The 17615-nt window shown below is 70.0% G+C and carries 21 protein-coding genes and 1 pseudogene; 4 read left to right on the top strand and 18 right to left on the bottom strand.

The genetic code is table 11. The annotated features are described in order from the left end of the window. The first annotated feature begins 90 nt into the window (after positions 1-90). Positions 91-516, top strand: coding sequence for a hypothetical protein (locus IQ210_RS42140; protein WP_194084546.1), 426 nt, complete (start codon positions 91-93; stop codon positions 514-516). Here IQ210_RS42140 and IQ210_RS42135 read toward each other — a convergent pair. The 11 genes and pseudogenes from IQ210_RS42135 to IQ210_RS42085 all read right to left on the bottom strand — a co-directional run bounded on the left by IQ210_RS42135 (position 513) and on the right by IQ210_RS42085 (position 9053). Then, positions 513-1364 (bottom strand): metal ABC transporter permease, encoded by an 852-nt coding sequence (locus IQ210_RS42135; RefSeq protein WP_194084615.1) that lies wholly within the window; start codon positions 1362-1364, stop codon positions 513-515. The two genes, IQ210_RS42140 and IQ210_RS42135, sit on opposite strands and share 4 nt — an antisense overlap. Positions 1365-1393: 29 nt before the next feature. Then, positions 1394-2245, bottom strand: coding sequence for a metal ABC transporter ATP-binding protein (locus IQ210_RS42130; protein WP_194084545.1), 852 nt, complete (start codon positions 2243-2245; stop codon positions 1394-1396). Between the two features lie 11 nt (positions 2246-2256). Continuing rightward, entirely contained in the window at positions 2257-3186 is a 930-nt protein-coding gene (locus IQ210_RS42125; RefSeq protein ID WP_194084544.1) for a metal ABC transporter solute-binding protein, Zn/Mn family, read from the bottom strand. Between the two features lie 122 nt (positions 3187-3308). Continuing rightward, positions 3309-3567, bottom strand: a pseudogene (locus IQ210_RS42120) (ArsR/SmtB family transcription factor); the annotation flags it as partial. Beyond that, positions 3554-3952: a (2Fe-2S) ferredoxin domain-containing protein gene (locus tag IQ210_RS42115; RefSeq protein ID WP_322658114.1), complete on the bottom strand. Its 399-nt coding sequence runs from the start codon at positions 3950-3952 to the stop codon at positions 3554-3556. The gene IQ210_RS42115 and the pseudogene IQ210_RS42120, both read right to left, overlap by 14 nt. Beyond that, positions 3949-4974 carry a WD40 repeat domain-containing protein gene (locus tag IQ210_RS42110; RefSeq protein WP_194084543.1) on the bottom strand — a complete coding sequence of 342 codons (1026 nt, stop codon included), beginning with the start codon at positions 4972-4974 and terminating at the stop codon, positions 3949-3951. The genes IQ210_RS42115 and IQ210_RS42110 overlap by 4 nt, the downstream gene beginning before the upstream one ends. Next, positions 4971-5993, bottom strand: a complete 1023-nt coding sequence (locus IQ210_RS42105; RefSeq protein WP_194084542.1) for a CobW family GTP-binding protein — start codon at positions 5991-5993, stop codon at positions 4971-4973. The genes IQ210_RS42110 and IQ210_RS42105 overlap by 4 nt, the downstream gene beginning before the upstream one ends. Positions 5994-6057: 64 nt before the next feature. Then, complete coding sequence (locus tag IQ210_RS42100) at positions 6058-6264, bottom strand: hypothetical protein (protein WP_228049477.1); 207 nt, start codon at positions 6262-6264, stop codon at positions 6058-6060. 8 nt (positions 6265-6272) lie between these two features. Next, positions 6273-6746 (bottom strand): Fur family transcriptional regulator, encoded by a 474-nt coding sequence (locus tag IQ210_RS42095; RefSeq protein ID WP_194084540.1) that lies wholly within the window; start codon positions 6744-6746, stop codon positions 6273-6275. A 147-nt stretch (positions 6747-6893) separates the two neighbouring features. Then, entirely contained in the window at positions 6894-8000 is a 1107-nt protein-coding gene (locus IQ210_RS42090) for a hypothetical protein (protein ID WP_194084539.1), read from the bottom strand. 87 nt (positions 8001-8087) lie between these two features. Then, a complete protein-coding gene (locus tag IQ210_RS42085; RefSeq protein WP_194084538.1) occupies positions 8088-9053 on the bottom strand; it encodes a helix-turn-helix transcriptional regulator in 966 nt (321 codons plus the stop codon). 93 nt (positions 9054-9146) lie between these two features. Between IQ210_RS42085 and IQ210_RS42080 the strand changes: the two genes are divergently transcribed. Next, positions 9147-9512, top strand: a complete 366-nt coding sequence (locus IQ210_RS42080) for a VOC family protein (protein WP_194084537.1) — start codon at positions 9147-9149, stop codon at positions 9510-9512. 27 nt (positions 9513-9539) lie between these two features. On the opposite strand, the gene IQ210_RS42075 is transcribed toward IQ210_RS42080, so the two are convergent. Together IQ210_RS42075 and IQ210_RS42070 are read right to left on the bottom strand one after the other, a co-directional pair. Then, positions 9540-9959: a hypothetical protein gene (locus IQ210_RS42075; protein ID WP_194084613.1), complete on the bottom strand. Its 420-nt coding sequence runs from the start codon at positions 9957-9959 to the stop codon at positions 9540-9542. 50 nt (positions 9960-10009) lie between these two features. Continuing rightward, positions 10010-10405 carry an MmcQ/YjbR family DNA-binding protein gene (locus tag IQ210_RS42070; RefSeq protein ID WP_194084536.1) on the bottom strand — a complete coding sequence of 132 codons (396 nt, stop codon included), beginning with the start codon at positions 10403-10405 and terminating at the stop codon, positions 10010-10012. A 129-nt stretch (positions 10406-10534) separates the two neighbouring features. On the opposite strand from IQ210_RS42070, the gene IQ210_RS42065 reads away from it, so the two are divergent. Further along, positions 10535-11464, top strand: a complete 930-nt coding sequence (locus IQ210_RS42065; RefSeq protein WP_322658113.1) for a helix-turn-helix domain-containing protein — start codon at positions 10535-10537, stop codon at positions 11462-11464. Positions 11465-11509: 45 nt separating this feature from the next. Here IQ210_RS42065 and IQ210_RS42060 read toward each other — a convergent pair whose 3' ends face one another. The 5 genes from IQ210_RS42060 to IQ210_RS42040 form a co-directional block, all read right to left on the bottom strand. After that, the gene (locus IQ210_RS42060) at positions 11510-12532 is read right to left on the bottom strand and encodes a zinc-binding dehydrogenase (RefSeq protein ID WP_407699745.1); all 1023 of its coding nucleotides are present in this window, start codon (positions 12530-12532) and stop codon (positions 11510-11512) included. A gap of 36 nt (positions 12533-12568) precedes the next feature. Further along, positions 12569-14005, bottom strand: a complete 1437-nt coding sequence (locus tag IQ210_RS42055) for a carboxylesterase family protein (RefSeq protein WP_194084534.1) — start codon at positions 14003-14005, stop codon at positions 12569-12571. 178 nt (positions 14006-14183) lie between these two features. Further along, positions 14184-14852 (bottom strand): Type 1 glutamine amidotransferase-like domain-containing protein, encoded by a 669-nt coding sequence (locus IQ210_RS42050; protein WP_194084533.1) that lies wholly within the window; start codon positions 14850-14852, stop codon positions 14184-14186. A gap of 79 nt (positions 14853-14931) precedes the next feature. Next, positions 14932-15747 (bottom strand): phosphotransferase, encoded by an 816-nt coding sequence (locus tag IQ210_RS42045; protein ID WP_194084532.1) that lies wholly within the window; start codon positions 15745-15747, stop codon positions 14932-14934. A gap of 373 nt (positions 15748-16120) precedes the next feature. Continuing rightward, a complete protein-coding gene (locus tag IQ210_RS42040; RefSeq protein WP_194084531.1) occupies positions 16121-16801 on the bottom strand; it encodes an IclR family transcriptional regulator in 681 nt (226 codons plus the stop codon). A 73-nt stretch (positions 16802-16874) separates the two neighbouring features. Between IQ210_RS42040 and IQ210_RS42035 the strand changes: the two genes are divergently transcribed. Then, the gene (locus tag IQ210_RS42035; RefSeq protein ID WP_194084530.1) at positions 16875-17519 is read left to right on the top strand and encodes a nitroreductase family protein; all 645 of its coding nucleotides are present in this window, start codon (positions 16875-16877) and stop codon (positions 17517-17519) included. The last annotated feature ends 96 nt before the right edge of the window (positions 17520-17615 follow it).

The raw sequence follows: 17615 nt of genomic DNA, 5'->3' as shown, positions 1-17615 counted from the left end.
GAGCACGACAGCGACCTCGGCGACTTCCTGGGCTCCCATCGGAACCACCTCACCCGGGATACCGCCGGACTGCAGCACGTCTCCGAGGCCGTGCTCACGGCCGTCACCCGCGCCCTATGCCTGAGCTACGGCGAACGCGACCACCTCTTCGCCCTCGCCCGCACCCCGAGCGCCGACTTCGGCCTGTTGCCGTACAGGCAGCGCAATTCCGCGCGGTACGCCCTCCTCGATCCCGCCGCCCGCGACCTGTTGGAGACTCACCGGAAAGGTCTGCGCGCCGGCCGGGTGGTCGCCGACGCGGCGGTTGGCGGCATCATGTCGCGGGCTGTGCTCGCGGCCGTGTACGAGACCACGGTCGGCGTGCGGGAGATCGACGGCACACCCGTTGCGCTGTGCTACGGCTGGCTTCCCCGACGCGCCGTACAAGCAGGTGTGCGACATCGGAGCGGATCCGGGTCGGGTGCCGCAATTCCTGAAGCTGACCGGCCATCACCGCCGACGCGGCCGCAGGGTTAGGCAGGTTGGGCGCCCGTGGCCCGCACTCCCCATCTCCGCGAACGGCGCCGGCCCGCCAACCGGCAGACGACGTACAGGAGGAACGAGATCGTCGTGACGTAGGGGCTGATGGGAATGCTGCTGCCCAGGGCGAGCAGGATGCCGCCCTCGATCGACGCCACCGCGAAGACCACGCTGAGCAGCGGCAACAGGACCGGTGACGCGGTGACCCGGGCCGCGGCGGCGGCCGGTGTGACCACCAGGGAGAGGACCAGCAGGGCGCCGACGATCTGGACGGACAGGGCGACGGCGAGGCCGAGGACGAGCATGAAGGCGAGGGACAGCGCGCGCACCGGCACTCCGCGGGCCGCGGCGACGTCCGGGTCGGTGCTGGCGAAGGTCAGCGGTCGCCACATGACGGCCAGGGCCGCGAGGACGACGGCGGAGGTGGCGAGCAGCCATGTCGTCTGCGGGGTGTCGACGGCCACGATCTGGCCGGTGAGCAGCCCGAACTTGTTGGCCGCGCGGCCTTTGTAGAGGGCCAGGAAGAGCACGCCGAGGCCCAGGCCGAACGGCATGATGATGCCGATGACCGAGTTGCGGTCCCGGGCACGTGTCCCCAGGACACCGATCGCGGCCGACGCGAGGAGCGAGCCGGTGATCGAGCCCGCCACGATGTTCGTCCCCAGCAGCAGCGCCGCCGAGGCGCCCGCGAAGGACAGTTCACTGATGCCGTGCACCGCGAACGGCAGGTCGCGCATCATGACGAAGACCCCGGCCAGGCCGCCGACCAGGCCGAGTGCGGCGCCGACGACGAGGGAGTTGCGGACCAGCGCCAGGAGTTCGCCGTAGTGGTCGAAGTTGAACATCTGCTGCCAGATGCCGTCGGCGAGCGTCGTCACAGGCGGACTCCGTCCCGGACGGGGGCGTGGTGCGGTGGGGCGGGGGCGAGGGGTTCGTCGGGTACGCCGACGACCACCACCCGGCCGTGCACGCGGACGACGTCGACCCGGGTGCCGTACAGCCGGGACAGCGATTCGGAGGTGAGGACCTCCTGCGGTGTGCCGATGCGATGGCCGCCGCGTGCCAGGTACAGCACGCGGTCCACCAGGTCGAGCACAGGGTTGATCTCGTGGGTCACGAAGACGACCGCCGTGTCGTGGGAGCGGCGCCGGGCGTCGACGAGTTCGGTCACGGCCCGTTGGTGGTGCAGGTCCAGGGAGAGCAGTGGCTCGTCGCACAGCAGGATGCGGGGGTCGGTCGCCAGGGCCTGGCCGATGCGTACGCGCTGGCGCTCACCGCCGGACAGCAGGCCGAGGGGGACGTCCGCGTAGGCCGAGGCGCCGACCGCGGCGAGAATCTCGTCGACTCGGCGGTGGACGGCGGCCGTTCGCAGGCGTGGCCCGAAGTGGTGGCCGTCGATGCCGAAGCGGACGAGGTCGCGGGCGCGCAGCATCGCCTGGGCGGAGAGGGCGGCCTGCTGGGGAACGTATCCGATGTGCCGGCTCGCCTCGCGGGCCGGTCGGCCGAGGACGGTCAAGGTCCCGGCGGACAGCGGCTGTTGACCCAGCAGGGCCCGCACGAAGCTGGTCTTGCCCGCTCCGTTCGGGCCCAGCACGGCGAGGAACTCCCCGGGCCGTACGTCGAGTTCGACACCGCGCCACACCGTGCGGTCGCCGTACGACAGGGCGGCGTCGCGCAGGCTGATCACCGGTGTGTCGGGTGTTCGGGGCCGGGGGAGCGGGGGCATGGTGCGTGGCCTCACTTGTCCAGCGCGTTCGCGAGCGCGTCGACGTTGTCGGTCATCCAGCCGAGGTAGTCCTTGCCCTTGGGCAGGGTCTCGGTGACGGGGACGACGGGGATGCCGGCCGTCTTCGACGCCTGCTCGACCTTCTCGGTCTGGGGGCCGGAGGTCTGCTCGTTGTAGACGAGTGCCTTGACCTGCTTGCCGGTGAACAGTGCCAGCGTGGACTGAAGTGTCTTGGGGGAGACATCGTCGCTCTCCTCGATGGCCTCGCTGAACTCCTGCGGAGTCCTGTTGACCAGTCCGCTCGCCTCGATCATGTACAGCGGTACGGGCTCGGTGATGGCGATCGCCTCTCCGCCGTGCGCCTTCTTGATCTGCGCCTCCTTCGCCTCCAGCGGCTGGAGCCGGCTTTTGAAGGCCGCGGCGTTCTTGGTGAAGGTGGCGGCGTTCGCGGGGTCGGCCTTGGCGAGGGCGGCGGCGATGCTGTCGGCGATCTTCGCGGCCGTCGGGAAGTCGTACCAGACGTGCTCGTTGAGTTCGCCGCCCTTGGGGGCGGTCTTGCCGGAGATCTTGACGGCGTTGATGAGTTCGGCGGAGGAGTTGCCGCCGCTGTCCAGCATCTTGTCGATGAAGTCGTCGTAGCCGCCGCCGTTCTCGATGACGACCTTGGCCTTGGACAGGGCGAGTTGGTTCTGGGTGTTGGCCTCGTAGGAGTGCGGGTCCTGGCTCGGGTCGTTGATGATCGAGGTGACGTCGACCTTGCCGGCGCCTATCTGGCGGGCGATGTCGCCGTAGACGTTGGTCGAGGCCACGACCGGGATCGTGGTCGCGGCGGCGGGGGTCTGCGTGTCGCTCGCCGAGTCCGACGAACTGCCGCAACCAGTCAGGAGGGCCAGGGAAGCGCCGGTGATCAGGGCGAGGCGCCGGGACGGGGGCATGGGCATGGGAGTTCTCCGGATGGGGTGGTGGGGGTGCTGTCCCGGCACACGCTAGATGAAAATCGTTTCCAATAGTGCGCCCAGAGGGGCCTCTATTGAAAATCGTTGCCAATTGTTGACTGGGGCGGCCGGCCGTCGCGGCGGCCGATGACCAGACCGAGAGCGCGCAGCAGGCGCAGCTGATGGGGCACGGCGGACTGCTCCATGCCGACGGCGGCGGCCAGTTCGCCGACCAGGCGCGCGGTGGCGCAGCGCGGTGAGGATCAGCGGCCGCGACGGTGTGGCCAGCGCCTGGAGTGTGGCGGTGACGGAGGCGGCGATGGCCGCGTCGAGCCGGGCGGCCGCGAGGATGTCGCGGCCGCCCTCGCCGTGGTCACCGGCGTGCACGCGTGCGGGCCTCGCGCGGCGGGCGGATGAACTGCAGCGTCAGCGTGGCCGGCGGCTCGGCCACACCGGGGCCGCCCGCCGCCCAGTCGAGCAGATCATCCGGGCAGTCGTCGTCCATCGCGAAGCCGATCCACACGGCACGGCCTCCCGCCCGCCGGCCGGCGGTGGAGGGCTGGACGACGATGACGTTGGCCTGGTCGCAGGGGCCGAGGCAGTCCGTCGTACGGACGGCGAAGCCATGCTCGGCCGCGCCGGCCCGCAATCGGTCGAGCTGCCAGGCGTGATCGGTCGCTGGGTACTTGCGCGGGTTGCCACAGCAACAGCCCCGGCACACGACGAGCGTGCAGGGCCGGGGCGCGGCCGCCCGGATCACCGAACGGTTCACAGCTCGGTCCGGGACGGCACCCCGTACGTCCGTACCCGGCCGTCACGCCAGGCGACGGACAGCAGATGCGGCCCGGCCCAGGCGAGCGCGGCGACCGGCGAACCGTTCCCTTCCAACTCCCGGGCAGGACGCAGGAGTTGCTGCGGCCGCCCGGCGGTGGCGTGCCACAGGGCTACGGTCCCGTCCGCGCCGCCGCTGGCCAACTGCCCGGCCGCGCCCGGCCGCCAGGCCAATGCGGTGACGGTCTCGTGGCAGCGCAGCGAGCGCGGAGCAGTGCCCGCCGGGCCCTGGCCGGAGAAGTCCCACACCGTCACATCCGGTGCCCCGTCAGCGGCGAGCCAGAAGCCGGTGTCGTCGAAGGCGAGGCGGGAGACCTTCTCCGGATAGCCGGACATGGTCAGTTCGCTGCCGTCGCGGGTGCGCCAGATGTGGATGGAGGCGTCCTGATTGCCACTGCAGATCCACTTTCCCGTCGGTGCGACCGCGAGCGCCAGATGCGAGCCGACGTAGGGGTAGGTCACCACCGGTTGCCCGGTGTGCCGTTCATGACCGAGCACGGCTCCGTACGCGGCGACGGCCAGACGCCGTCCCTGACGCAGCCAGGCGAGGTCGGTGACGGTGGACGCGGCGGGCTCGGTGCGCCACAACTCGCCCCCGTCCGCGTCGAGTACGAGCGCGCGTCGGCCCACGGCCACGGCCATCCGCGCCGGGCCCGCCCACGCGGCGGCCGCCGACCAGGCGCCGGACTCCCGCACCGTCGTACGGCCGTCGGTGCGCCGCCACAGCGCATACCCCATCGGACCAGTGGCCACCAAGTGCCGTGCGTCCGGGGCCAGTTCGACCCGCAGCGCGCCGCCGGGCAGCTCCAGCGCACCGATCTCGGCGCCCAATGCCGCGTCCAGGACCTTCACCGTCCCCTCCGCCCCGGCAACCGCCACGAGGTCACCGCGCGCGCTGATCGCGACCGGCGCGTCGTCGACGGCGACGTCCCAGGCGGGCGGCGCCTGCACAGCCGTACTCACGCGACCGCTCCCGCCGTGGCCAGGCAGTCGGCGAAACCGCGCTCCAGTGCCTCACGGTCGAGGTTCCGACCGATGAACACCAGCCGGTTGCGGCGCACTTCGCCATCCCGCCAGTCCCGCCCGAAACTGCCGTCCAACAGCATGTGAACGCCCTGGAAGACGTACTGCTTCGGCGCGCCGGCGAGGGCGAGGATGCCCTTGGAGCGGAAGAGGTCGACGCCCTTGGTGCGCAGCAGGTTGCCGAGCCAGGCGTTGAGGCGGCTCTCGTCGAGCTCGCCGTCGATCTCGATGCCGACCGAGGTAACGGTGGTGTCGTGCTGGTGCTCGGTCTCGGTGAGGAAGGACGGGTCGTCGCCGAGCACCCGCTCCAGGTCGAACGCGCCGACGTCCAGGACCTGGTGGAGGTCGATCGCGGCATGCCGGGCGCGCAGGATCTGCACCGGCGCGTTAATGGCCCGTACGCGCTGCTCGACCTCGGCGATCGTCCTCTCGTCGGCGAGGTCGGTCTTGTTGAGCACGATCCGGTCGGCGAACGCGATCTGTTCGACCGCCTCGTTCTCCACGCCCTCGGGCTTGACCTCGTCCAGGTGCTGGAGGACATGGGCCGCGTCGACGAGGGTGACGATCGCGTCCAGGCGCAGCTGGGCGGCGATCTCGTCGTCCATGAAGAAGGTCTGCGCGACGGGCGCCGGGTCGGCGAGGCCGGTGGTCTCGATGAGGATGTGGTCGAACTTCTCCCGTCGGCGCATCAACGCGCCCAGGATACGGATGAGATCGCCGCGCACGGTGCAGCAGATGCACCCGTTGTTCATCTCGAAGATCTCCTCCTCGGCGTCGAGCACGAGCGCGTCGTCGATGCCGACCTCGCCGAACTCGTTCTCGATGACGGCGATCTTCAGGCCGTGCTGCTCGGTGAGGATGCGGTTGAGAAGGGTGGTCTTGCCGGAGCCGAGGAAGCCGGTGAGGACGGTGACGGGTACGCGTTCGTCACGCGGTGAGGTGGGGTCGGTGCGGGGCAAGGCTGGCTCCTGTCGGTGCGATGAGTGGGTGTAGGCAGTCAGTGCGATCGGTCAGTGCGATCGGTCAGTGCGGTGGGTCGGTGAGCAGGACGGCTCGCAGGTCGTCCTCGGTGATCTCGTCGGCGGGCCGGTGGAGCGTCCAGCGGCGTGCCTCGCCTTGCATGGGCAGCACGGCGACGACGGTCTCCACCGGCGGGCAGCCCGGTTCGGTGCAGGTGAGTTGACGGATCATGACGGCGGTGTCGTCGTCGAGGTCGAGCAGGACGCGCACGGTGTCCTTCAGTGCGCGAAGCTGCGTGCTGGGCCCGGGACGTCCGGGTCGCGCTCCCAGGGGTTGCCATGGCATGTCGGTGCTCCTTCGTCCCCGGCGGGTCGGCAGTCGGTGCAGATGCCGGTGAGTTCGACGGTGTGCTCGACGGCGGCGTAGCCGGTGGCGGCGGCGATGCCGGCCGCCCACTCCTCCACGACCTCGGAGTCGACCGGCCGGCTCTGTCCGCAGTCGCGGCACAGCAGGTAGTGGCGGTGCCCGTCGGTCGGCCGCCGCCGGTACCGACGCCCGCCCGCCTCATCCCGTACGACGTCCACGCCGCCCTCCGCCTCCAGGTCCCGCAGGGCGCGGTAGACCGTGGTCAGGCCGATGCCGTGGCCGTCCTCGACCAGCAGGCCGTGCAACTCCTGGGCGGACACGAAGTCCTCGTACTGCGTGAGCGCGTGCGACACCGCCTTCCGCTGCCGGGTGGGCCGGCCGCCCATGGCACATCACCCCCTGAGCGCTCGCCGAGTCGGTGCCCTCCCACCGTAGATAGAAATGAAATCCATGTCCATATGAGTGTTGATTCATGTGTTGCTGGGGCTGCTGCCTGCGGACGTGGGGACAGCGCACTGGGCCGCCCGCCGCAGCTAGGGCTGACCCGAGCCGGTGGGTGAGGCCAGGCGTGCGCGTGCTGCGGCGCGTACCTCGGCAGTCTCTGCCGGGTCGTCGCGCAGGATCGCGATGCGTGCCAGGGCTTCCATGCTGGCGGGCGCTGAGGTGATCGCGAGGAGCCGGGCGGGCTCTTCGCAGTCCCACAGGGATTCGGTGAGGGCGTAGTCGAGGCCGTGCGGATCGATGGCGACGAGGGCCTGGAGATAGGCGGCTCGCTCGTAGGAGTGCGGGGTGCGCAGCCAGAAGCGTCGCAGGTAGGGGGCTGCCGCGGCGGCGTCGGGCCCGAACCGGGCCAGCCGCCGGGCCGTGCGGTCGGGACCGCACCAAGTCCGCGTCGCCCACTGCCCGGCAAGCTCCTGCACGAGTTCCGGCAGCGCCTCAGGGCTGGGGTGGTCGGCCAGGACCTGCGCCCCCAACTGGGCCAGCCAGGGGCGCTTGTCCCGGACCCAGCCCTTGGCTGCGGGTACGGCAGCGGCGCCGAGGCGCTCCACAGCGTGCGTGATCAGGGTCAGCATCCGGTGCCCGTCCGGGGTGCCCAACGAGGGGACCAGCGGGATCAGTTCCTCGGTCGGCTGCCGGCTGATGAGCGCGCGCAAGGCATCGCACTTCGTCTCCACTTGTCCGCGGTCGTCGGCCAGCAGGCCGAGAAGCTCCGCGGTGCTGAGCTGGTCCAGGGAGGGCCGCGGAACAGGCGTACAGCCCGGCACCACCGACTCCATCACACGGTGCCAGTACCGCCCCTCCCGGCCATACGCCCGCAGGCCCTCCCGGGCCTCCTCCGAGCCGGTGAGAGCCAGGAGTTCCAGCACCTCGCAGGCCCGCAGACAGGCCTCCTCGTCCGCCGCCAGCTGACTCAGGATGGGGGAGAGGGACAGTTCCAACTCCTGGACCAGCCGCGCCAGGTAGACGGATCGGTCGTCGGCCGCGTGCCAGCGCCAGTCCCGGCGGATCGCGTCATAGACGAACTCGGCGGATTCCTCGGGTACTTGGAGCGCGCGTATCGCGCCGAGGCCGCGACCTCGTTGCAGCAGGCCCTCGACACAGTCGTGGTGGGCGTAGAACATCTCGTCCTCATCATTCATCCCCCGGCACCCTGCCCGACGTCACACCGGCCCGCCAGGCAATATCGCTCCGACCCCACCACTCCCTGCGACAACTAGGTGTTGCGGTCAGGACGTTGGTGACGGCGCATAGTGGTGGGCGAGATCGGTGGCGAGGTCGCGGAGGTGAGCCCTGGCTTCGGTGGGGCCGTGCACGGTGATGGTGCTCCCGAACGGCAGCAGTGCTCGCACGTCCTCCAGATGCGGGAAGCGGATCGTCACCTTGTGGCCGGTGGTGGATGCGTCATCGTCGTCCCGGACGAGTCGTAGGCCGAAGATCCGTTGCGCTCGTTCGATCTGGGACTGGTCGATGGTGGCGCTGACCTCTATCACGTGGTTGTGGTCCCACTGATCGACGAGCGCCGCGGCGACGGCGGCCAGGGTCTCGTTCTCGCGGATCCGTCGTGGCTGGTCCACTTCCTGCCACGTCCTGATCCGTTCAAGTCGGTACATCCGTGGCTCTCGGGCGCAGTCGGCGACGAGGTACCAGATGCCGGCCTTGGCGAACAGCCCGTAGGGATCAACGACCAGGTCGCGTGGGCATGACGCGCGTGGGCTGGCGTACTCGATCCGTAGCCGGTGACCTCGACGCACTGCGCCGATCAGCGAAGCCGGAGTCGTGCCGGAAGGTCGTGTCCGACGCCACGGGCGGCTGTCCACGTGCACTACGTCGGTGAGTGGCAGGAGCTCGTCGACTCGACGCGTCTGTGCGGCTGCGAGCTTGGAGAGCGCGCGCCGGGTCTCGGCCGATGCGTTGAGTTCCGCCCGTTGCTTCTCGTCCAGCCCGGTGAGCGACAGGTGATCCCGCTCGACCGGTGTGAGTCGCGTGAGGTCGAGTCCGGAGCCGGGCAGCATGGTCACGCCGCCGAGGCGGCCGCGGTGTGCGGTGACCGGCAGACCGGCGTCGCGGAGCCAGTTCAGGTCCCGGGTGATGGTGCGAAGGGACACCCCGAGCGCCGAGGCGAGTTCCTGAGTGGTCACGGCCTCCCTCGATGTGAGGAGCACCATCAGGCTGAAGAAGCGGTCTGGGGTCACCCACCGATTTTTTCAGGGAATTGCGACAGGATGCGGCGCATATCCCGGTCAGGCTGGTGAACGCGTACCTCCGACCTGCGAGAAGGACCAACCATGACCACATCCGTCGTGTCCATCGTCTACGTGAACGACGCCCCCGCCGCAGCGCGTTTCTACGGCGACCTCCTCGGCATGAGCCCCTCGTTCGAGACTCCCGGATACATCACCTTCGACCTCGGACCAGGCGCAGACCTCGGTCTGTGGTCCGGCCAGTTCGAGGACCTGTCACCGGACGTCCCGCGCACCGGTGAGGTGTGCCTGGCCGTCGACGGTGGACCCGACGAGATCGACGCGATCTTCGAGCAGTGGAAGTCCAAGGGGGTCACGATCCTGCGCGAGCCTCATGACGCGGGGTTCGGGCTGACCTTCGTAGCGGCCGATCCTGACGGGAACCGTATCCGCGTCGCACCGAAGGACTGACAGGCCGCAACGCGGCAGGCGCGCACGTCAGGTGTCGCGCCTGCCGTCGTCCGACTTGTGTGAAACAGGGTCGACTTCGGGGTGCGTGAACCGCACGGGCCTGCCCAGCGACCGGGCGTAGGCGATTTCGGCTCGGGTGCTGTCTCCGATGTAGTCGCCGATCACGAGCACCTCATCAGCGAGCCGGATCTTCGCCCGGTGCAGATCGTCGAGTCGGACCTTCAGCGCCTCGGCCTCGACCGGATCGGACCAGAGCTCGTGCGGCGACTTCAGGTCGCAACCCGGCTTGACGACAATCCTTCCGGCTGTGGTCTCCCGCAGATCCGCCTCGGCCATCTCGGTCATGAAACGGGTGGAGCCGCAGATCACGACGATACGGGGGAGGCCCAACTGCCGCTTCGCGTCGGCAAGTTTCTCCTCGGGGGTGAGTGGCTGCGCGGATGGCACTGGTTCCTCCTGGTGATGTGGTCCAGGGGAGGAGCCTGTCACGGTCGCGCTCACCGGGACACCTGTGTGCCTTTGCCATAGGTGTGCGGGTCGACGGGTTGGTGGGCCTTGGGCAGGTGATCGACGACGAGCAGGTAGGAGTCGGTGACGAGTTCCCGGACGAGTTCCTTGCCGACGCCGTCTCCGCCCTCCAGCGTGATCCAGTGCTTCTTGTTCATGTGATAACCGGGAGTGATGTGGCTGTTGTGTTCCCGCAGAGCGAGGGCCTCACCAGGGTCCGCCTTGAGGATCACGACAGGTCGGCCGGGGACGTCTGTCATCAGCATGAACACCTTGCCGCGTACCTTGAACACCTCCCAGTCGGGGCCGAAAGGGTGCTCCAGCTGGGCCCCGGGAAGTTCTTCCGCGCAGTCGGCAGCGGTCTTGTGCAGGGTCGGTCCGTCCATGGGGGTGGGCCCTCCTCGGGTGGGATCGGGATTGCGGCATCAAGGACGCGGAGTGCACGTCGCGCGGTCCTGGCGGCACGTCCCATCCTTCCCTCGAAGCCGACGAAGAGGGGGGTAGGCTGCGGACATGTGATGGTCGGCAAGAGACACCCCAGCCCGAGCGGACAGGCCGGATCGGCCGAGGTTCCGTTGTACGGTTTCCAGCCCCCGGTCGGCACTCCGTACGGCCTTGAAGTCAGCCTCATCGAGGACTTCTTCACCCAGCACGACGACTGGCCGTGGAACCCGCCCCTTCCGGGGCGCGCCACCTTCCACTACCTGATCCTGGTCACCGAAGGTGAACTGCGGCACGACGTCGACCACGTCACGCGGACCGTCGGACCCGGCCAGTGGCTGTGGGTACGCCCCGGACACGCGCAGTGCTGGCATCCGCCCGGCGCCGCCCGCGGCCCGTTCATCCTGTTCGAGCCGGACGTGCTGACCGCCGACACCGCTCGTCTCCTGGCCCCGCTCACCTCACACGAAGCCCCCGCCGTACTGAGTCCGCACCCCGACGACACCGTCTGGCTCCAGCAGACGGCGCTCCAACTCCTCGACGAACACCGCGCCCTCGGACGCCGCCCCCTCGAAGTCCACCACGCCCTGCGGCGCAGCCTGCTCGAATCGCTGCTGCTCCGCCTCGCCAACTCCGCCGGCGTCGCCCCTCCCGACACGACGTCCGACAGGAGGCGCGGTGACACGTACGGACGGTTCGTGGACGCCCTGGAGCTGCACTTCCGCGAACTGCACCAGGCGGCGGACTACGCCGAGCTGCTGGGCTGTTCGGTCCGCACTCTCAGCCGCGCCGCCCGGGCCGCCACCGGCAAGGGGGTACGGGAACTCATCGACGAGCGGCGTCTGCTGGAAGCCCGGCGTCTGCTGCGCGGCGCCCGTTGGGCCGTGCGGGACGTGGCCGTGCACCTCGGCTTCACCGACCCCGCGAACTTCGGCCGCTTCTTCCGCGACCGCACCGGTCTGACTCCGGCCGCGTTCGCGGCCGGCGAAGGCACCAGCTCATGAGGGGAAGGCGGCGGGGGCGTTGGACCGCCGTCCAAGCCCTCCGTCTCAGCCGTCGAGCACCACGACGTGCTTGCCTGGCCTCGTCCCGGACTCGACGTCGGCCTGGGCGTCGCGCACCTGCTCCAGACCACGGTAGGACTTCGCGACCGGGACGTTGAGCCGGCCGTCGGCGATGGCCTGGAGTTGCTGCTGGAACACCTGGGCGGGCAGGTCGGCGGCCTCGCCCGCGTAACTGGTCAGCCGCACCCCGCTGGGGATCATGAACGGGGTGAAGTCGGGGACGGTCCAGCCGCCTCCCAGGGCGCCGGTGAAGCAGACGGTGCCGTGTACGCGGACACAATGGAAGGTGTCCGGCCAGACGGTGCAGCCCACGAGTTCCAGCGCGGCGTCCACGCCGTCCGGTGCGAGGTCCCGGACCTTCTCGGCGATCGTCCCGTCGTCCGTGATCGGGTGGTCGACGCCCATCTCCCGCAGTTCGTCGGCGCGCTCGGGGTTCCGGGTGGTGGAGATGACGTTGGCGCCGAGTTCCTTGGCCATCGTCGCCGCGCTCAGCCCCACCGTGGAAGTGCCGCCGCGGATGAGCAGCGTCTGCCCGGGCCTGAGGTCCAGGCCACGGGTCAGGGAGCCGTAGGCGGTCTGGAACATCTCCGGCAGCGCGCCGACCACGTCCCACGGCAGGCTGGTCTCGAACGGGATGACCTGACCAGCGGGGACCGTCACGTACTGGGCGTAGGCGCCGTCGTAGGAACGGCCCATGCCGCCCATCATGGTCGCGACCTGCCGCCCCGGGCGCAGCCCGCTGTCCGCATCGGCCTCATCGACGACGCCGACGCCCTCGATGCCGGGGGTGCGCGGGTAGGTGACCTCCGCGTCCGACTCGCCCTTGCGGGTGGTGACTTCGGACTCGTTGACGCCGAAGGCCCTCACCTTGATACGTACCCAGCCGGGCTTGCGCGGGGGTACGGGCACCTCTTTGATCTCCAGAGCGTCAAGGCCGCCGGGCCGGGTGATGACGATGGCACGCATCGTCGCCGGTGCGGCGGGGTCGGCTGGTGCGGGGTGGCTCATGGTCGGCTCCTTGTCGAGTTCGCACGCCGTTGGCCGTCAGGGGCGGTCGATGCCCTCGTACCGGTCGAGGACGGCCTGGTAGTGCGCGCCGGCCTCAAGGGGGAGGTTGCCGACGCCTTCCGCGGTGGGGCGGTCGATGACGGCGGGCCACAGCCGGTTCCGCTCGCCGGTGGCGAAGTCGAGCACGATGTCGCGGATACGGGTGTCACGCTCGGCCTGTTCGGCGCTGCGGCCCGGTTGTTCCTGGCCGACGAGGGCGTACATCTCGGTGCCGTGCACGGCGGGCGCGCCCTCGGACGGCCCGATCAGGAGGAGGTGGGCGTTGCCGCCCGCAGCGGCGTGGGCCAAAGCGCCGCGGGCTGCCGAGACGGCGAAGGCGTAGTCAGTGAGGTAGGCGGCGCGGACTTCGGCCGGGGTGCGGCCGTCCCGGTCGTAGGCGTCGACGATCTTCTGGGCCCGGGTACGGGGGATGCGCCAGGCCGCGATCTCGTCGACGACGGCCTCGACGGTGTGCGGGTCGAATGTCTCGGGGGTGTTCACCACCCACCAGCCCATCTCGTCGCTGGCCGCGCTCAGCAGGATGTCAACGTCCCGGTGCGTACCGGCGGCCAGGACGTCCATGGGGTGGGCGCGCAGGACCGCCCCGGGCTGTCCGGCGTCCAGAACGACGCCGATGCTCGTGCTCAGCATCCCCCCGCGGATACCGATGTCGGTCGGGGTGACCTTGTGCAGGGCGGCCACCAGCGCGGCCGTGTCGAGGCCGAGGAGCTTCTCGGGGTTGTCCGCGACACCGAGTTCGGTGACGAACCGGTGCGCGTGTTCCTCGGCCCACCAGGCCGGCTGGATACGCGAGGGGCCTCCGGAGAATCCGGCCAGGCGCCGGTACAGGCCGTTGGCGGCGGGGGCGCCGAGCAGCCCGAAGGTGGAAAAGGCGCCGGCGCTGTGGCCGTGGACGGTGACGTTGCCGGGGTCGCCACCGAAGTAGGCGATGTTCTGCTTGAGCCAGGTCAGCGCGGCGATGACGTCCTGCAGACAGAGGTTGCTGGCCTCGGCGAGAGCACCGCCGTACTGCGACAGCGAGACGGCGCCCAGGGCACCGAGCCGGTAGTTGATCGACACGGCGACGACGCGGCCCGTCGCGGCGAGACCGGAAGCGTTTGAGGTGATCTGTGTGTTCGCGCCGTACTCGAACCCACCGCCGTGGATGTACACGGCCACCGGCAGTGCGTCCGCAGTCGGCTGTTCGGGGGCCCACACGTTCAGGTTGAGGCAGTCCTCGCCCATCCCGCTGTCCGCCTCCAGCCAGTCGCCGCTGTCGGGCTGGACGGCGACGACGCCCTTGCGGTCGTAGGGGCGGTCCGGATCGAAGCCCGCGACCACGGGCCGGCGGTATCGCTCTGCGGTGGCGTACGGGATTCCCCACCAGGACCGCACTCCTGGTGCGGTGGGTGCCTTGGGTGCGGTGGCGGTCATGGCCTGTCCTTCCGGCGCGGGGCGGGAGTTTCACGAGGTGTGTCGGAGGCGAATCGCTCGCTCTCACATCGTCGCCTCGGAACCGCCGAAGCACCTGGCGGGCAGCGGTCACCTGGTGGTCGCCAGGTGACACTTCTCTCCTCGTGACGGGGATGCCGCGCTGCCCGTCCGGGGACGGTCAGGGATGGAACCGCCACCGGCCTTCGGAGATGACATCCAGCTCGCCGTCCCTGATACGCACGGCCGTGGCGTCGTCGATGAAGTAGATCGGGAAGTCGGCGCGCGCGGCGATGCGATCGGCCCAGGCGTCGTCCCGCTCGGGGAAGTCCGGTGAGTACAGGTGAGGCTTGAGATACCAGTCGAAGAGCCCGAACGGCGGCTCCACGGTCGCAGTGCCGAGCACGTGGAGGTCCGCGGTGTCGCCGATGACGTCGGCGGAGTGGCCGGTGAGATGACGGCTGAAGATCATTGATCCGGCGCTGAATCCCACGTAGACCCGGCTCTCCAGCGCCTTGAGGAAGCCGTCGGCCAGGCCGTTGCCGGTGATGCTGCGCGCGAGGTGGTAGTGGTTGCCGCCCCCGACGTAGATGACGTCGGCGTGGAGCAGCCGGTCGAGCACCGTCTGCCGGGGCAGGCCGTTGAGCTCCAGGACGTCGAACTCCCGCCAGCCCAGGCCGTGCAGCCGGTTCATGTCGGCGATGAACCAGCTGTGGTCGCCTGGCTCGGCGAGCGATGCGGTGGGAACGTACACGACGTTCGCCGATCCGAACGGCCTGCCCAGCATGTCCCGCAGGGCATCTCTCAGCGTCTCGTTACTCAGGCCGCTCGCCGTCAACAGAAGGTTCATCGGGCGAGCCAAGCACGGCTGACGGAGGCTCGCAACGAACACAGAATCCCTGAAGGAGGGCGGACATTTCTCGTGCCCCTCATTTCAACAGGGCAGCCGTGAACACCTCGCGTTGAGCCACCAGCCACTCCTGGATGCGGTCCCAACGCCGCCAGCCGCCGCGCTCGGACAGCGCCTGGACGTAGCCGGGGTCACCGTGGGCCACGCGGTCAGCGACGAAGGCCCGGCAGGATGCGGTGGCCTGTTCGATGACGCCGGGCAGTTCAGCGCGCTCCTGAGGGGAGAGGCCGTAGCCGTCGGCGAGGACCCGCAGTCGTGCCGGGGTGTCCAGCCCCGCCGGATAGAACCCGGCCGCGGATGTGGCATCGAGCATGGGAACCCAGTAGCGGGCGGTCATGGCGACGTCCCACACGGGCCGGCCGGGAGCCGCCAGGTCGAAATCGATCAGGGCTGTGGCCTGCCCGTCGCGGAAGACGACGTTCTCCGGGCACACGTCGTTGTGGCACAGCATCGTCCCTCCCTCCGGGTCGGACAGAGACCGCGGCCACTCGGCGGATACGTCAACCGCGATAGCCGCACTCGCGTCGTGCAGACGCCGCAACAGGCTGCCCACCGATCTCAACGCGGCCTCGGTCATCGCCCAGCGCGGAAACGGGGGGAGAGGGACGTCGCCGGGGACGAAGGACAGCTGCTCGCGGCCGTCGTCGCTGAGACGGATCGGCTTAGGAGCCGCGTCGAACCCCTGCGCCCTGAGCGCGAGGAGGTGGGCATGGAGGGCGCGCGCGGTGCGCGGCGCCGGGCGTTCCACCAGGGCACCGTGGCGGACGACCGCGCCCACGTTCACCATGCCACCGACCAGGACTTCACCCTCTGCCGTACCGCCCTCAGCCGTCATGCTGATCACGCTACCGCTGGGCCTCGGGAATGAGGCTCCTGATCGAGGGATCGCGCCGAGTACCGGTTTCCATGACTCCAACTCGTCGAACAGAGAGCCCATCGACATTGCTCACGTGTGTCGGGGCAGCCTGATGTAGCGACTGCATCGCACCCTGGCTCGGCCTGCCGAAACTGCCCGTCGTGAACTCGCCGGACGCCACCGACGACCACCGGAGGGACGGACTGCACTGGAAGACCCGTCCGCTCCTGGACTGGGCAGCCGGCCGCACCTTCGTCTGGATGCTCCGGATGCTTCCAAGCCTGGGTCGCCCGTCCTCCCCCTGCGTTCTCGCGGACCTGGCCCGTTTCCCGGCATGGAGTTCCAGTGTCGGCTATCGCGCTGGGGCGTCGAGTCCTCGGCCGATGGTGTGGGCCGCCTCGCGGAGGGCGCTGTCGACGCGGACGTGCGGGGCGCTGGTGGGCAGGGTGACGAAGACCGCCGCCACGGCCTCGTCGTTCCGCAATACCGGTGCCGCGAAGGAGAGTTCACCCAGTGCGTACTCTTCGTGGGCCGTGGCCAGGCCGGTCTCTCTGATGCGGATCAGCTGGGTGGCGAGGGTGCCCGGGGTGGTCACCGTGTGACGGGTGTGACGCTGTACCTCCGTCGGCGGGCCGTGGCCGTGGGCGAGGAGGATCTTGCCGGCCGACGTGGCGTGCAGGGGCAGGCGTTGGCCGCTGATCAGACACAGGGCCGTGCCGTCGGAGGGGACGGCGATGTCTGCGTGGCCGCCGGTGCGGGCTGTGAGTGTTCGGAGGGCGGGGAGCGAGATGTCGAGCAGGCCGCGCGGGCACGGGGCCGCGGCGCCGATGGCGCGAATCCGGGTGCCCAGGCGATACGAGCCGTCGGTCGCCCGCTCCAGCCCGCCCCACGCGACCAGCTCTCGCACCATCCGCAGTGCCGTCGGCACCGGCAGCCCGGTCCGGCGGGCGATCTCCGTCAGCCGTAGTGTGGCCGGCGCCCCCACGAACGCGTCCAGCACCGAGAAGACCCGCCCGGCAACGCTCTCGGTCACTTCGCACCCCGCGTTTTCATCCAGTGAAAGTCCGGCGTTGTCGCCGCACCGCGCACTCCGCGAAGGTCAACGCATGACTCTCGACCTGTCTTCCGATGAGCTCCTCTCCACCACCCGGGCGGTCCGGCACCGCCTTGACCTCACCCGGCCCGTGCCGCGCCAACTGCTCGAGGAATGCGTGGACTTGGCGGTCCAGGCTCCGACCGGCCGCAACCGCCAGCGCTGGCACTTCGTGATCGTCACCGACCCCGAGCGGCGGGCCGCGCTGGCCGAGGTGTGGCGAGACGGCGTGCGCACGCCGGGCGTCTCCGACCCCGTCCCCGAACGGGACGTACGCCGAGCCGACGTGGCGCACATGGAGCGGGTCTACTCCGGCGCCGTCCATCTCTACCAGCACATCCACGAGGTCCCGGCGATCGTCGTGCCCTGTGTGGAAGGCCGCACCGACGACGCGTCCGTCCTGAAGCAGGCCGGGACATGGGGCTCCATCCTCCCGGCTGTGTGGAGCTTCATGCTCGCCGCCCGGGCCCGCGGCCTCGGCAGTTGCTGGACCACTGGCAACCTCGTCCACGAGAAGGAGTCGGCCCGCGTCCTCGGGATTCCTTACGACGACGTCATGCAGGCGGCGTTCATCCCCGTGGCGTTCACCCTCGGCACCGACTTCCGCCCCGCCCGCCGCATCCCGAGGGAGGAGGTGCTCCACTGGGACACCTGGTGAACAGGGCAGGCATACGCCGTCCCGCGCAGGGGTGGGAAGATCCGGCGGCACCCTCCGGTTGTCGTCGGTGTACGGCCGTAGCGCACACCGACCGGA

The organism is Streptomyces justiciae, assembly GCF_015163075.1.
Taxonomy (GTDB): Bacteria; Actinomycetota; Actinomycetes; order Streptomycetales; family Streptomycetaceae; genus Streptomyces; species Streptomyces justiciae.
This window is presented reverse-complemented; position numbering and strand designations above follow the sequence as displayed.